The organism is Paenibacillus sp. M2 (genome assembly GCF_046713495.1).
In the GTDB taxonomy this organism is placed as follows: Bacteria; Bacillota; Bacilli; order Paenibacillales; family Paenibacillaceae; genus Paenibacillus; species Paenibacillus amylolyticus_B.
Genome location: NZ_CP169648.1, coordinates 4,899,009 through 4,913,826 on the forward strand (window position 1 = coordinate 4,899,009; position 14,818 = coordinate 4,913,826).

Consider the following 14,818-nt stretch of genomic DNA (forward strand, 5'->3'; position numbering starts at 1 on the left):
CAATCCATTAACTGATGCTGATGGTAAAATTGAGGTCCCTCCTTTCTCACGCAACATATGGAGATGGAATACAACCCGATGCTTCGTTATGGTGCTAGGGAAGCTCTGTACGCATGGATAATGTGTTTGCAGACAAAGATTCCGCCAAGTCTTTAATTCTGGTTTGATGGACACGGATTTGATTCTTGATCAGACGCAGGGTTATACATCCCCCTGCGTCTTTTCTCATTGTGACATTAAAGGGCGCGACTTTGTATAGGAACCCACGTTGTATAGTAGGCTACTTTCCCTCTGCTTGTATGAATACATTCGTGTTCTCGTCAGATCGCTCTTCGGAAAAGCCAAAGTTCAACCAATCAAAGTTTCCTACGTCTTTCACATCTGTAATCTTATGCTCTGCCATATAACGAACCATTTCGCCTCTGGCCATTTTAGCCCAGGTTGCCTTTTCAACCAGCTTCCCATCGACCATTTGTCCGAATATACAAGTAATGAACCTGGTTTCCTCACTCAGAAAAGGCAAAATATTTTGCAATCTCTAAAACACTAACCACAAATTTAATAGATTGTATTTTGCCAGACTTGCATTGGAAAATGCCTAATAAATACATTATGTTTGTGCAAACTGTGCATATAATACACTCAGGACCTCTATCACCATAAATTGCATTTCTTGAGATTTGCTTTGTAAGAGTTATCTCCTCTCGTTGCAGCATTAAGCAACATTCAACTTTATAAGATGTCAAGTTTTTACGTACCTGATGGATCATTATAACAACTGATTATTACTCATGTAAGAATACAAGTTCAAACTACGTCGATCGTTCTAATTCATATCACAATTAAGCACTTCTTCTTGCTTTGCCTATTTTCATTGCAGCCGTTATCTTTTCCTTCAAGAATGAATAACTCCTCTACTTAATCAATTCTATCGGCCAAAAAGAAAAAACCTTAAGGACATTGCCCCAAGGTTTAAGCGTAGGAAACTATACATTTTCATTATACGAAATAGACTCAAATAATTGACCAAATACAGGTATTAGTTTAGTTACATACCAATTTACGTCAGTTATTTTATTATAACTTTCTACATCAAGGACTTTTCGATTGATATCAGGACTCATAAGTATGGTACCATTCTCTTCAATTAAAAATGTTCCCCCTACATCAGTATCTTTCCAAGTCATTGCCACTCCAATTAATTCTCTTTGATTATCCTTTATGACTAAAATCTTTAGTAACTCCTCTAGAGGAATTGATTTACGTTGCCAATTAAATTCATTATCATCTCCAATTGGTAGATAAGTCACTTTTCCTTGATCGTTATAAGACCAACCGAAATCTACGAGTTTGCGAAGAATAGTCATTCTTGAGATTTGCTTTGATAAACTTATTTCAATGGATATTGAAACAGACATGCAAAATCCCCCTTATCTTTAATCTAAAAATTCCTTGAATCCAATCCCTTTTTTAGTCAGCCAATCTTGATCTGCTGAGGTATTTTAGTGTTTGAATACAAGTAATATTTCGCATCATTACTATTTTCAATCTCAAGCCTAGAACCCATATCTGATTTAAACTTTGCTACTCCACCATTTATTTCCGACACCACCATCAAAGTCACGACCACCTTTTGAGAAGCTTCCATTTCCACCTAACTGCTTGCTTAAGTAAGCTTCAAGGTCTTTACCAATAAACCCTTTGGCACTCGAGACATTATTTGAACCCTTGGTGATTGTCCATTATTGAAAGTTGATGGCTTACTTTTTGCTGACCGCTTCCACCCCGACTTCCATCGCAACTTCACTCATACTCATATGTTCTTCGTTCAATAGCAGCCTCCATTTTTAATTCACAGAGTACTTTTTGTCCTTTTTATCCATGAAAAATCCCCTTCGTTTGGCAAAATTAAGTCCATCTTAACAGATGTCTTTTTACTTTTGTCTACTAAAAGGGGATGATACCATGTTTGATGGTTTTTTTAACACAAGAATTATACCAACTAAAATTTAACTTAAAAATTTTCAGAAGTTACTTCTTATGATTAAAAGCTTACTTTTACATTATTTAAACTTTTCTAAATCATAGTATGGATTTGAAATATTATCTCCAACCTCCACAATTGTCTCTTTAATTTCATTTAAAATCATTAAATCTATATTACCTTCTTCACTTATAGAGTCTTTTATTTTAATAAAACATTTTTCTAAACCCAAGTTAACAACAATTGAGAGTATAATGTCTACATCTTCATACAAAGTTGTATTCCAAAGCCTCCCCAAAACGACATCTACATCATTTCTTGTTTTCTCTTCTAAAAGCTCATAAGTCATGACTTGTCGATCTGTTAATTCGGCTAGGATTAACAAAAATTCTTTTTTATCAAGAATCTTATTTTCAAAATCTTTCAAAACATTCTTGAATAATGACAGTAAAACTTCTGGAGGTAACCTATCAGCTAACTTCTCAACATCTCCAATATTCATTTGTTCACTTCCCTTTTATTGGAATATGAACTTGATCCAAAGATTGATTTTTTGTCCAAGTTCCGTCTGTCTTCAATTGTTTATTTCCTATTTTTATTTGTGCTGTCCAACGGGTCCCCGATGCAGAACCGGGATATCTCATTCTTGCAACAGGGTCAGGCGAATGCCATCTAATTATTGCCTTCTGTCCATCAGCAAGTACAAATTCATATTTTGCCCCTGCTTTAATTGTATCTGTTTTTACAAATGTATTTTTTGTTCCCTTTGGAATCATTGACTTTAAATGAGTTATCCTAATTTCACCATTTTTCAATAATTTTTGGGCGAAACTCCTTGCTGCATCTCTTGTTAAACCATTTATAGAACTTTTTCCCGTTATAGATTTAGAGCTCTTCGGTTTTGAAGTACTAGGTTTGGATGAATTGCCGCTTCCACCTCGACTTCCACCACCTCCATTACCTCCATTAGGGCCCATACGTCCTGCGCTTGCACTACCACTACCTTGTCCCAAACCTTCTAACGAGTTTTTACCAGGTCTCTTATTATGCCCACTCGGATCCACATATTTTATCGGATTATTACTCACATACGAATACAAATTCAAACTAAGTGGATCATCCAGTTCTCCCTCATACGTATCCTCACCGATGAAACGTGCCATGCCTGGATCATACCAGCGTGCTCGTAAATATTGCAACCCTACCGTATCGTCCCAATACTCCCCTGCATAGCGAAGAACATTCGGTACGGTTTCCTCTGTTGTTAAAGGTCCACCCCAGATATCATAGGTATAGCTGTTTAGCACTTTTCCTGCATCGTCCACAAGGCCAACGACATCGCCATGACCGTTCAATTGGTAGTATTCCAGTTTACCTGTTTGCTTGTCCTGGCGAGCCCATAATTGTCCGTACAGATCATAGATATAGGCATATGTTAGCTCTGCTTTTCCAGACGTTACAGCGGCCTCAGCCATAAGTTTGGCTTCTTCATCGTAATAATAACGAATCGTTTGGTCGCCTTCCGTACGTTCATACAACAGTCCATCTCCATTATAGCTGTAGGTTACCGTTTTGCCTTCACCAGTTGCTTTAATCAGACGATTCTGGCTGTCATACGTATACTGTGCATCCTTTAGACCGTATACCTTACCACTTACAGTACTGTACCGGTTACCATTGGAATCATATGTGTAACTTTCTTTTTGGGTGCCCGTTTCTGTCTGAATTCTACTCAGTTCATCATACGTGTATTGATCGGTTTCCCCGTTTTGTGTACGGGACGTGATATTTTTGTTGCCGTCGTATTGATAGGTAAACTGTTGAACCACGGACGTCCCTTGAGAGACCGTGACTCCCGACAGGTCATATCCGCTGAACTGATAACTTGTGCTGAGTCCGTTCCCAAACGACAAATTCTCCAGTAAGCTGTTGGACGAGTAACTGAATGTCATACGATCCACAGGCGTCGTTCCCGATGCTGCGAGTGCAGAAGCCCCTCCTGAACCCGAAGTAATATCCATGGAGGTTACCCGATTCATTGCATCTACTTCGCCGTGAATGCGCAAGGATTGTCCTTTGGCATCCGTTAAGGTATACCCTAAACGTTGCTGGGTATTGTTTTCGTAATCAAGTCGTGTCCCATCCGGGAACGTCATTCCGTTCAGCATCCCATCTGCTGCTTGATAACTGTACGTGGTCTTTCCATGATCATCGGTCATCGATGTTCTGCGGCCAATCTCGTCGTACGTATAGGATACATTCGTATCCGGTGCTTTCATACCTGTGAGCATGTTGTCACTGTTATACGTATACTCTGTTACTTTCCCAAGTCGATCCTGTTTTTTAATCAGATTACTTTTCTTATCGTAATATAACGTTGTCGCATACCCGGCTGGACTCGGATGCGTCTGTTTAATGAGTCTTCCCAATTCATCATACTGTTTTGTGACTGTTTGTGTATTCGGTGATACGATCTGTGTCACTTGGCCCTGATAGCTATAGAAGTAGCGGCTTGTCTCTTGCTTCGGTGTTGTCACTGTTGCGATCTGTCCAAGCGCATCATACGTATAGGTCGTTCGTTGACCGTTACCATCGATAGATGCAATTACGTTACCATCGATATCATACTCGGTTTGTTGTAACGGAACGTAGGCACCATTCCGATATTCTTCCACCGCTGTCACTCGACCGAGTAAATCCATCTTCTCTCGTGTTTGATTGTCGGCAGCGTCCTTATAGACCACCGTTTGGGCCACAGCATCAATGTTGGTAGTTCCAGTGGTTCCGTCCGGATACTGCGTCTCAATCACTTGGCCAAACGCGTCGATCACAAATCTCGTTACGTTGCTCTCAGCATCTTCAGCAGCCGTGACATTACCTTCGCGATCATAGGCGTACTTGTACGTAGCCTCAGCCGTCTGCTCTTCTACCAAAAGACCTAACGGATTATACCGCTCGGTCGTGACAATGCCATCTGGTGATGTATTTGTAATGATGTTCTTAACATCATCGTACGCCGTAGTTGATTTCGTACCATCAGCATGGACGATTTGTAGAAGTCGCCCTTCCTTATCATACTGATACGATTCCTGTTCCCCGGACGCATCGGTTGTCTTTTCCAGTTCACCAGCATTCGTATATTCATACGATTCCACGAGAGCTTCTGCTTTACCAGCAGCATCATTCACGGTTATGGACTTGGATTTCACCAAATGCCCTGCATTAGCCACATAACTCAACGTAGCTACGCTGTCTTTAGATAAATAGCCACCCTTATCCGTGGTACTGGTGACTCTTCCTTTATCATCTAGCTTCAATTCCGATTCAGTGAGCAACTGACCACCGTATCCATTTTTGGTGGTAGTGCGTAATGCGTCACCTTGATTGTTGTATGTCGTCTCGGTATATCGCTCTAACGAGCTGTTAATTTTCGTGGTAGATCGGACAGGCTTGATCCAGTGATATGGAGCCTTACTCGTTTCATAGTCATAAGTGGATTCTTGTCCGGTACTGCGCTTTTCTGAAGTCACCATTCCATTGGCATCGTAGGCCATGATTGTGGTTAGCTTCTCACCTGCACGTCCACCCTCACTAACCCACTCCGTCATTTGAGTCGGAAGGTTTCGCTTCGTCTGGTTATCGTACTGCAACTCCGTGGAATAAGTCACGTCATCTCCAGTTAACGTGTGCTTATCTACGCGAACCAAATCTGGATGAGCTGCAGCGCTAAACGTTTTGGAGAACGTCCAAGTATCTAAAGTGTTCTCTGCTTTCACTTTCGTTGTCCATGATGCGGGTTGACCGTATGCTTCCAGGTCTTCTCCAGAATATTCAAAGTTAACCTTGTCCAGAACGCCTTCGCCTTCCGTTGTACTAAACTGGCTCTTGCGCTCTCTTACTTTGAATACGAAATGGGAGGAAGCTTCGCCAATCTGCTTCAGCGCCGGAATATATGCATAATCCGTTATAGCTGATGAAGGGCTTGTAATACGCGATAACAGCGCTGTATGCATCACACCTTGAGCATTTTGGTTGCTTTGCAACTCAGGTAAAAAGTTGAATTTGGATTCCGGATAATAATACGTATACGTCGTTGTCCGATCGAGAGCATCCGTGTATTCTCGCAAAATGCGAATGCCTTCGTCCTCGCGTTGCGTGTATGTTGCTTTCCGATCCGTTCCGGCAAGCTGTACAGTAACCTTCAGGTTGTCATAAGCAAATGTCAGCGCCTGACCTTCACTGTTTTCAATTCTTGCAATGGCTTGGTTTCCATTCAATGTCGTATAGTGAAAATTCACGCTATTGCGGTAGCCATCTGTAATTTGCAACAGTTCTCCGGCTTCATTAAATAGATAATCATAGCCGTTACGGATGGATAGACGATAACTGCTAGATACGCCATCAACAGTCACGGTCGCATCTCGCTTAACGGTTAAGTCATTCCATACGTAACCTTCCAGTTCCAGGTTCGAGTTTAAGCGGTAATAGCCCACGCCTGGAATCAGAATATATTGATTATCACCACGCTTTTCCATGAAAGGAATGTCCCAACGCCAGCCTTGCCCCAATCCAGCAGAGAGTTCTTCCTTGCGTGGCGTAACCATATTGGAATATGTCTGTGTCGTTTCGTCATATTCAACGCCCAGCTGTCCACTCGCTCTAGCGCTGTCATAGACGCGTGTCAGATCAAACGGAATGAGACCAGGTAGAGAAAGGTCAGTACTCTGAATCATCATTTCCCCTGTAGCGGTTGAGATGGATTCTGCTCCATAAGACGTCATATAAAGCGATGCGTCATCTCGGATATCGACATGGTTAAGTCCAGTTTCGTCCACGGTCGTTCCCGTACCTGGAGTATCCTCATTAAGAGCATTAATCGAGAAGTTGTTTTGCTGTGATGAACCGGAAGGGCGTAGCCCCTCCATTTGAATTGGTTCGCTTATTTCTTGTGCTTCTAGCCATTTCTCAGCAGCCTCGCCGCCTGTGCGATCTGTCTGTAAAGCTTTATACAACTGGTACAGCGAGTAACCTTGATCTAGTTTTTTCTCAATCCAATCTTCCTTGATACCAAATTGCTCTTTTAAACTATGGATAGTAATGTAGGTAGCGGAAGGAAGGGAATCCCTGCCTTCTGCCGCCGCTGCTGTTTGTCCTCCATATCCAAAAGAACCGAATCCACTAAGAACCAATATGACGCATAACCAAGTAATCGTTATTTTCTTAAACACTCCATCACCTCAACCTAGATTTAGACAATCATTAATTAAATGGGAAAATCTTTTTCGTTCGTTTCGTTAAATTACCGTTGCGATCATACTCAAACACAATTTGATCTCCTGTAAATAGAACGACTTTAAGCAATTGATTGCCATAGCCGTACTCATAGCTATTGTCATTACGAATGTTCATCCATGCTGCTTTTATGGCTCCCTGAATCGGTTTTCCTTCTTTTTCACTTAGCTTGAGATAATAATTCTGTCCACCTTCAAGCTCCCATTCAAGAACGGTATATTGCTCACCATATACCTGTTCTTGCTCTATTGAAGCAGCTACCGGAATGCTCAATTCCTTATCTGAATACAATTCGATCCGAGGCTCAATAGAAAAATCACCTGATTCCTTTATCGCAATCCGATACTTGTCAGAGCTATAGGGGCTAAAACGGTAGTACACATTCCCTTGCTGAACTGTGGGAAGCGCCGTCTCTGTATTTTCATACAAAGTCAGAAACTCCACTTCCACTTCCTTGACCGTAAAGTTACGGTAAGGACCTACAAATCTCAGCGATTGGGATGACACATTATGCACCTGAAAGTCAAACTTCCCAGGTATGTTTTGTGATCCTATCGCATTCTTCCCTTCCCTAACAACCCCTTGATTCTGATTCCGAATAACGTAATCATAGGTCAACCCTTCTACATGAGATGTAATGAGCGGTGCTGAATAAGATGATGTGTTGGAGAATAACACCGTGTCATTTGGAGCCAAACTCCGTTTGATGAGTGCAGGCTCTTGACTAGGACTAGCTGTCACAGGAATGTCATACTCAATCGTTACCGGCTCTGAAGATACTACGGTTAAGACTAGCGTTCCACCCGCTGGAACTTCCCATGTTTCAAGACTTGAACCTTCTGTTAGATACCGATATTTATCTGTTCCTTCATAGACCACAAAATCCACAATGGAATTGGTTGCTCTAATCCGATTCAACTGAGCAGGTTCCGAACCCGGATTTGTAAATACTGCGCTCTGCCCTTGGTTAACAGTGATTTCCGATTCTGGTGAAGGGACTTGATCATCTTGTCCACGGAAAACGCGGTAAATCCCACCATACGTTATGGGTTGATCCGAGATGTTGGTAACAACAACTTTTTTACCACCCAAGACATACGCCTCGATCGCTGTTGCTGTTCTACTGCTTGACACTGTTCCATCTACGTTGTAAATCGTGTAATCATACACCCGTCCCGCGCTGCTGGAAGCATCATTTCGGACCCTTTTCGAATCTGAGCTTATGTTGGTAAAGGCATAGCTCTCGCCTTTGTTCAACGTAACGCGCAGATAAGCTGGTTCCTGGCTATCCACTACAGAGAAATCATCCGTGTATTCAAATGTTACAGGTGTACTTCCCCCTACGGTAACGACGGCTTCACCACCAGAAGGAATGGTAGCGAGACTTACATTGCTATTGAATTTGTCACTATGTGCTCTGCCGTCTGCCTTATACACCACAATATCAAACAGTGCACCTAATTTTTTGGCGTTACTCCGTATTGGGTTGCTGAGTGAGCCTCCATTATGGAATTTTACCGATTGACCCGGTGATACCGTAATCTTAGTTAGTGCTTCATTTGGTCGATCCTCTACATCAAAAATGGTGTAAATCGCACCTATGGTTACAGGCTCCGCAGATACGCCTGTAATTACTGCTTTATTTCCATAGTAAACAACTGGTTCAACCGCTGTTGCTTTTCTTGTACTCCGTTCTGTGCCATCCGGATAATAGGTGACGTAATCAAATATCCGCCCTTGGGTTGTGGACGCATCACTATCTAGATATTCCCGATCGGTACTGTTATTCCAAAATGTCGCGCTTTCTCCCTGTTTGAGTGTTACGCGATGGTACGCAGGTTCCATGCTTTCTTCAACCGAGAAATCATCCGTATAACTAAACTCAATTGGGACTTGCCCAACTACGGTCACGACTGCGTAACCTTGTGAGCGAATGATCGGATTAGTATTTTTGTTGAATCCATCCGAATGAACGACGTTTTCTGCTGTATAAAGAACATAGTCAAAAAGGGCTCCATTGGTACTGCTGGCATTGTTTTTTATCGGATTGGCCAACGAACCATTATTACTGAAAATCATAGATTCTCCAGGATATACAGTGATTCGAGTAATTGCATCGCCACCGGCTTTTTGGACATCAAATGTCCGATAGGGCACACCATATGTTACAGGCGTTGCTGTAACCAAAGTTACAACGGCGGTTCTTCCTGCTGCTACAGTAGGTTTAGTGGTCGTATTCGTCCCTGTAGAACTTTCCGTTCCATCCGGAAGATAAACAACGTAATCATGCTTATCTTTGGTCGTTCCATCCGTTTGGAGTGCATCGGATTTGGAACTGATATTAGTGAACTGGTAGCTATCTCCCTGATATAGCGTTGTACGCGTATAGGCTGGCTCATCGCTCCATTCACCGGTATAGACTTCATAGGGAAATCCAACACTAACAGGCTGTGAGCCCGCTCCAGTAATAATGATTTCGTTCCCTTCTGCAAGTGAAGGTTTTCCCGTCGTTTCGAAATTGGAAGCTACAAGACTACCATCTTCTTTGTAAGAAGCGTAGTCTATCTTCCTATCCTGAGCTGTGGAAGTATCGGCACTTAGAACTCTTGACTGTGTCCCTTCATTAAAGTATCGATAGCTCTCTCCTTTGGATAACGTAACCCTAAGCATGGCTGGGTTAGCTGATACACTGTAGGAAAATTCGGAACGAATTGTCACTGTAAACGGATTTTGACCCGTAGATGTCACCACAGCTGTATACCCCGAACCTACCGACAAACTGCTAATAGAATTCATGTTTTCGCTCATGATGCTGCCATCTGGTCTATAAATAACGTAATCGTATGCACTGCTTCTTGAAGTCGCGGCATTGGTACTTAACGATCTTGCGGCACTTCCGTTATTCGTGAACGTATAGGAATCTCCGGGACTCATGGTCAAAGTTCCGTCTGCCATGGCCATAGCTTGAGGAGAGAAAGAGTTTTCCCCGTATGTATCATCAGTTACCGTCGCTTCATCTTCTGCTTCTTCGATAACTTCGTCTACACCTTCCGGTTCTTCATAGAAATCCGGATCAATATCTTCCAGATATTCGTTGTCTGTTAAAGCTGATTCCTCCATAGAAACATCAACATTCTCCGCGCTACTTTCACTTGTTATTATGGCATCCGATTGATCCGAAAGCGCATAACCGCTAGTCGGATACATGGTTCCAATCAACAACAAAGCCATCAGAAAAACAATAAAACCTTTTCTTAAACTCATGGAATTCATATTCCTCCTTTATGTTTTTTTCTCCATTTCTTCCCTCAACAGATGTATAAATGGAGTCCGATAAATCATTATCGTCATTTTCCTTATTTTAGGACATAGTAAATTAGTCCCTAAATTCAGGGACTTTTTTCCTTTTATATCTCAGATAACAATTTAAAATATAACCTGTCATTATCCTGATACAAAATAGAATAATAGATTAGATGTATTTCAAATGCTATTTCATTTGAATTAATCGTCTTTCCTATTTTCATTAGAACTTAGATTTAATATCCAAAAAATAAAAAAAGCCGCCAGTTGGCGACTTTTGGGTGAATAAATAGTTAACATTCTGATATATGATCAGCGGACAGCAGGCTACTGTCCCTCTGAATATATAAATACATAAGTACTCTCTTCCGACTTCTCTTCTGAAAAAACAAAACCTAACCGATCAAAGTCTCTTATATCCTCTACATCTGTAATCTTCCGCTCAGCCATATATCGTACCATCTCACCTCTGGCCATCTTGGCCCGGGTTGCCTTTTCAACAAGTTTTCCATCAACCATTTGTCCGAACACACAAGTGATCATCCGGGTTTCCTCTTTCAGGAAAGGCGTGATGTTCTTGCTATACTCTTTGGAAGCCAGATTCAGAATGCAGTTGCTTTCCGATTGAAGCTGATCTGCCAACTTGCTGCCCCAGAATTGATAGAGTGACTTGAAACCTGGACCTTTCAGCTTGCCCTGCATCTCCAACCGATAAGGGGTAACCCCATCCAAAGGCCGCAACATGCCATAAAAGCCGGATAATATACGTAAATGCTGCTGAAGATACGCCAGTTCCTCATGTTGAAAAACACTTGGCGCCATATATTGATACTGAATGCCCTCATAGGCATATATTGCTGGTGTCAGATTTGCTTTTAAATTCATCTTCTGAATCCGCTCCACGTTCTGTTCGGCGATTGCATCGTTACACTTCCACATCGCTTTGAGTTCGTCATAGGATAACTCTTTAAGCAGACTCAATAGCTGTTCTGACTCGTTTATAAACTGCGGCATCTGCGCGATAGCCATAAGATCGGTATCAATCTTCATCTTTTTAGCTGGTGATATAATAATTCTCATCCTGCTGATCCATCCTTAATCTACCGTTGTTTTTGTCGTTATTCATTGTACAGGATTGGCTAGGTGAATCCAATGGTGAAGCTCACGGTTTTTCCTGCGGTATCTTTAAAAAGACTCAAAAATGAACAAGTCAGCCCAAGATTGGACCGGCTTGTTCATTAGAATCAATAAATTCAATTGGATGGATGAGAAAGCAAGGTGTGCATTTCAAACCGCAATTAGGGAGATACGCTCCCCGCGCCGCTATTTTGCTCTGTTTTTGTAGTCGGCAATTGAATCATTGGCGTATTTGACCCACTTACATATGGAAGGGCTCCATCCCATTTCTTGATGGTTTCATATTCAACGAGTTGGCTCGATAAGGATTGTTGAAGCTCTTTATTAGCTTTAGCTTGACCTTCTGCTTCGATCAATAGTTTGTCTGCATTACCTTGCGCTTCCACGCGCTTGCGTTCTGCTTCTTTCTTGGCAATCTCCAGTTCAGTCGTTTTACGTTCCAGTTCTTGAGAAGCTTCGACACGTTTATCGATTGCTTCCTGAGTCTTGGCGTCAGGTTGAGGAACACCTACGGTAACGTTGGATACGATAAAGCCTAACTCTTTAACGTCATCCGAAAAACGTTGTTGCACGTCCACGCCTGCTTCAGATGACTTCTCACCATACACATCAATGACTGTAAACTTGGAAATACCTTTACGAGCTGCATCACGGAAACGTGTTTTGAGATATGTATCCTCAATTTCTTGAATGCTAATTGGCCCAAATGTGTTGAAAATAGAAGATACTTTACTTGGTTCTACTTGGTAGTTATAAGCAAAATCGATTGTGATGTTTTTTCCGTCAGACGTAGCAATCTGAATATCTCTGTATTCCACCGTTTGAATTCGGATCGGATATTTGGTTACTTTATCGAACGCTCCAACCAGTTTCCACCCTTGACTCAGTGTGCTATCTTTTACCCCTCCATTGGGTGAATACACGACCCCAACATAACCATTAGGAATTCGTGTGACGAAGAAGGTCACCAGTAATACTCCTACAATAATAACGAATGCAACTGTAATTGCCCCTACTCTAAACGTCCTTGAATTTTTCATCACCATTCTCCTCTTGTTTGAATTTATTGTATTTCTTCAGAATTCTACTACCTATTTTATTGAATAGCGGGATCATTAATGCCCATAGAATAAATGCTAGGATCAAGATTAAAATGATTCCCCCAATAAATGGCATATTCGTCCTCCCCTCTTTGGATGTAACCGAGTACAAATTTATAAATAGCAACTAATTATATCCTTCTTTATATATACTTTGTAAATTCATATTAGGTTTCAAGATATCCGGCGTCACTTCCTGTAGACCTCTTTAGATACAAACATATTCCGAACAAGACTGCCTTAGTCTTACAAAAAAAAGAGCCATCAAATTATTTGATGGCATTTACCAATGTGTAACTCTATACGAACCAAAATTTATAAACCATTGTACAACAGGCTACTGTCCCTCTGAATATATAAATACATAAGTACTCTCTTCCGATTTCTCTTCTGAGAAAACAAAACCTAACCGATCAAAGCTTTTGATATCCTCCACATCTGTAATCTTCCGCTCAGCCATATATCGTACCATCTCACCTCTGGCCATCTTGGCCCGGGTTGCCTTTTCAACAAGTTTTCCATCGACCATTTGTCCGAACACACAAGTGATCATCCGGGTTTCCTCCTTCAGGAAAGGCGTGATGTTCTTACTATACTCTTTGGAAGCCAAATTCAGAATACAATTGCTTTCAGATTGAAGCTGATCCGCCAACTTGCTGCCCCAGAATTGATAGAGCGATTTGAAACCTGGACCTTGCAGCTTACCCTGCATCTCCAACCGATACGGCGTAACGCCATCCAAAGGCCGTAAAATGCCATAAAAACCGGATAGTATGCGTAAATGCTGCTGAAGATACGCCAGTTCCTCATTTTGAAAAACACCCGGTGCCATATATTGATACTGAATGCCCTCATAGGCATAGATAGCTGGCGTAAGATTTGTTTTTATATTCATATTCCGAATCCGCTCCACGTTCTGTTCAGCGATTGCATCGTTACACTTCCACAACGTTTTGAGCTCGTCATAGGATAACTTTTGAAGCAGACTCAATAGCTGTTCTGACTCGTTTATAAATTGCGGCATCTGCGCGATAGCCATCAAATCGGTGTCGATCTTCATCTTTTTAGCTGGTGATATGATAATTCTCATCGTGCTAATCCATCCTTAATCTACCTTTGTTTTGTCGTTATTCATTGTATAGGATTGGATGGGTAAATCCAATGTCAACGCACATTCATTAATATCGTGGTGTATTTGAAAAGAACTACAAAAATGAACAAGCCAGCCCACTAATGGACTAGCTTAATCATTAAAACTAAAAAAGGCATCATCAAACTAATTGTTGTTACTGAATCAAATACTCTTGTGATGTTTAACTATATGTGGTCTATAGTTTTTCAAGCCATTTCATGCAAGAGATCTATTTCATCAAATATCCTTAAGTAAATCGTGTTCAAGGTCCCAAGGTTCTATTGTTTTTATTGCACTCAGCGGAATCAGTAATCGTGTATCATCGTGAGCCTCTTCAGGTACAATCACTATAACATTATTATGGTAATAATAATTAGTGTACATACCAATTACATTTAAGTTGTCAAGAAAAGTTATCTTGATACCTCTATTTAGATACCCCTTCATAAATATCTCTTGTTTTTCCACAATCTATCCTCCTATATCTTAATTATTAAATTTTTGTTTCCATCAGCCCAATCGTTATCGCACTTACAATTGAAAAAGCTTTTTGTTTAATAGCTGATTGGTTTTCCACTCTAATTCGACTTAACTTATTATGTATTTCCACTTCAGCCTTCCAACTTCCATAATTCCTATATATTCTAACACAATCGGTTTGATATTTTGATCTGTTCCTCCAATACATTTGATTGATACTCCTCTAAAACGGTTCTATTTATCCACTCATAATGGACCCTAGTCCTTACGGAACAAAAACTCCTTCTTTATCGCCTGGGTCCTTATATCTATGTTACTTTATCCACTTGTCAATCTTCTATTACCTGAAGTTAGGTCGTTATTCTCATTATCTCAATGCTCCATTTTGCT

At 41.1% G+C, this 14,818-nt stretch carries 10 protein-coding genes; all 10 read right to left on the reverse strand.

Translation table 11 applies throughout. The features are described from left to right. Window positions 1–280 precede the first annotated feature (280 nt). The 10 genes from yaaA (ACETMN_RS22700) to ACETMN_RS22745 all read right to left on the reverse strand — a co-directional run bounded on the left by yaaA (ACETMN_RS22700) (window position 281) and on the right by ACETMN_RS22745 (window position 14,416). On the reverse strand, window positions 281–472 hold the full coding sequence (gene yaaA, locus ACETMN_RS22700) for a peroxide stress protein YaaA (RefSeq protein ID WP_411735173.1): 192 nt from the start codon (window positions 470–472) through the stop codon (window positions 281–283). Window positions 473–986: 514 nt separating this feature from the next. Next, on the reverse strand, window positions 987–1,418 hold the full coding sequence (locus ACETMN_RS22705; RefSeq protein WP_411735174.1) for a hypothetical protein: 432 nt from the start codon (window positions 1,416–1,418) through the stop codon (window positions 987–989). A 56-nt stretch (window positions 1,419–1,474) separates the two neighbouring features. After that, window positions 1,475–1,654, reverse strand: a complete 180-nt coding sequence (locus ACETMN_RS22710; RefSeq protein ID WP_143786546.1) for a hypothetical protein — start codon at window positions 1,652–1,654, stop codon at window positions 1,475–1,477. Window positions 1,655–2,063: 409 nt separating this feature from the next. Then, entirely contained in the window at window positions 2,064–2,486 is a 423-nt protein-coding gene (locus tag ACETMN_RS22715) for a hypothetical protein (protein WP_091018221.1), read from the reverse strand. Window positions 2,487–2,490: 4 nt separating this feature from the next. Beyond that, window positions 2,491–7,212: an RHS repeat-associated core domain-containing protein gene (locus ACETMN_RS22720; RefSeq protein ID WP_411735175.1), complete on the reverse strand. Its 4,722-nt coding sequence runs from the start codon at window positions 7,210–7,212 to the stop codon at window positions 2,491–2,493. Window positions 7,213–7,243: 31 nt separating this feature from the next. Further along, the gene (locus ACETMN_RS22725; protein ID WP_091018224.1) at window positions 7,244–10,540 is read right to left on the reverse strand and encodes a hypothetical protein; all 3,297 of its coding nucleotides are present in this window, start codon (window positions 10,538–10,540) and stop codon (window positions 7,244–7,246) included. 366 nt (window positions 10,541–10,906) lie between these two features. After that, window positions 10,907–11,659, reverse strand: a complete 753-nt coding sequence (gene yaaA / locus ACETMN_RS22730; protein ID WP_411735176.1) for a peroxide stress protein YaaA — start codon at window positions 11,657–11,659, stop codon at window positions 10,907–10,909. Between the two features lie 218 nt (window positions 11,660–11,877). Continuing rightward, window positions 11,878–12,756 (reverse strand): prohibitin family protein, encoded by an 879-nt coding sequence (locus tag ACETMN_RS22735; protein ID WP_366349032.1) that lies wholly within the window; start codon window positions 12,754–12,756, stop codon window positions 11,878–11,880. 397 nt (window positions 12,757–13,153) lie between these two features. Continuing rightward, window positions 13,154–13,906, reverse strand: coding sequence for a peroxide stress protein YaaA (gene yaaA / locus ACETMN_RS22740; RefSeq protein WP_105599586.1), 753 nt, complete (start codon window positions 13,904–13,906; stop codon window positions 13,154–13,156). Between the two features lie 279 nt (window positions 13,907–14,185). Then, window positions 14,186–14,416, reverse strand: coding sequence for a hypothetical protein (locus ACETMN_RS22745; RefSeq protein WP_105599588.1), 231 nt, complete (start codon window positions 14,414–14,416; stop codon window positions 14,186–14,188). Window positions 14,417–14,818: the final 402 nt, after the last annotated feature.

Coding starts and splice junctions, on each gene's coding strand:
- yaaA (WP_411735176.1), bottom strand. CDS start 11,659: ATGAGAATTATTATATCACCAGCTAAAAAGATGAAGATTGATACCGAT.
- ACETMN_RS22705 (WP_411735174.1), bottom strand. CDS start 1,418: ATGTCTGTTTCAATATCCATTGAAATAAGTTTATCAAAGCAAATCTCA.
- ACETMN_RS22735 (WP_366349032.1), bottom strand. CDS start 12,756: ATGAAAAATTCAAGGACGTTTAGAGTAGGGGCAATTACAGTTGCATTC.
- yaaA (WP_411735173.1), bottom strand. CDS start 472: ATGGTCGATGGGAAGCTGGTTGAAAAGGCAACCTGGGCTAAAATGGCC.
- ACETMN_RS22725 (WP_091018224.1), bottom strand. CDS start 10,540: ATGAGTTTAAGAAAAGGTTTTATTGTTTTTCTGATGGCTTTGTTGTTG.
- yaaA (WP_105599586.1), bottom strand. CDS start 13,906: ATGAGAATTATCATATCACCAGCTAAAAAGATGAAGATCGACACCGAT.
- ACETMN_RS22715 (WP_091018221.1), bottom strand. CDS start 2,486: ATGAATATTGGAGATGTTGAGAAGTTAGCTGATAGGTTACCTCCAGAA.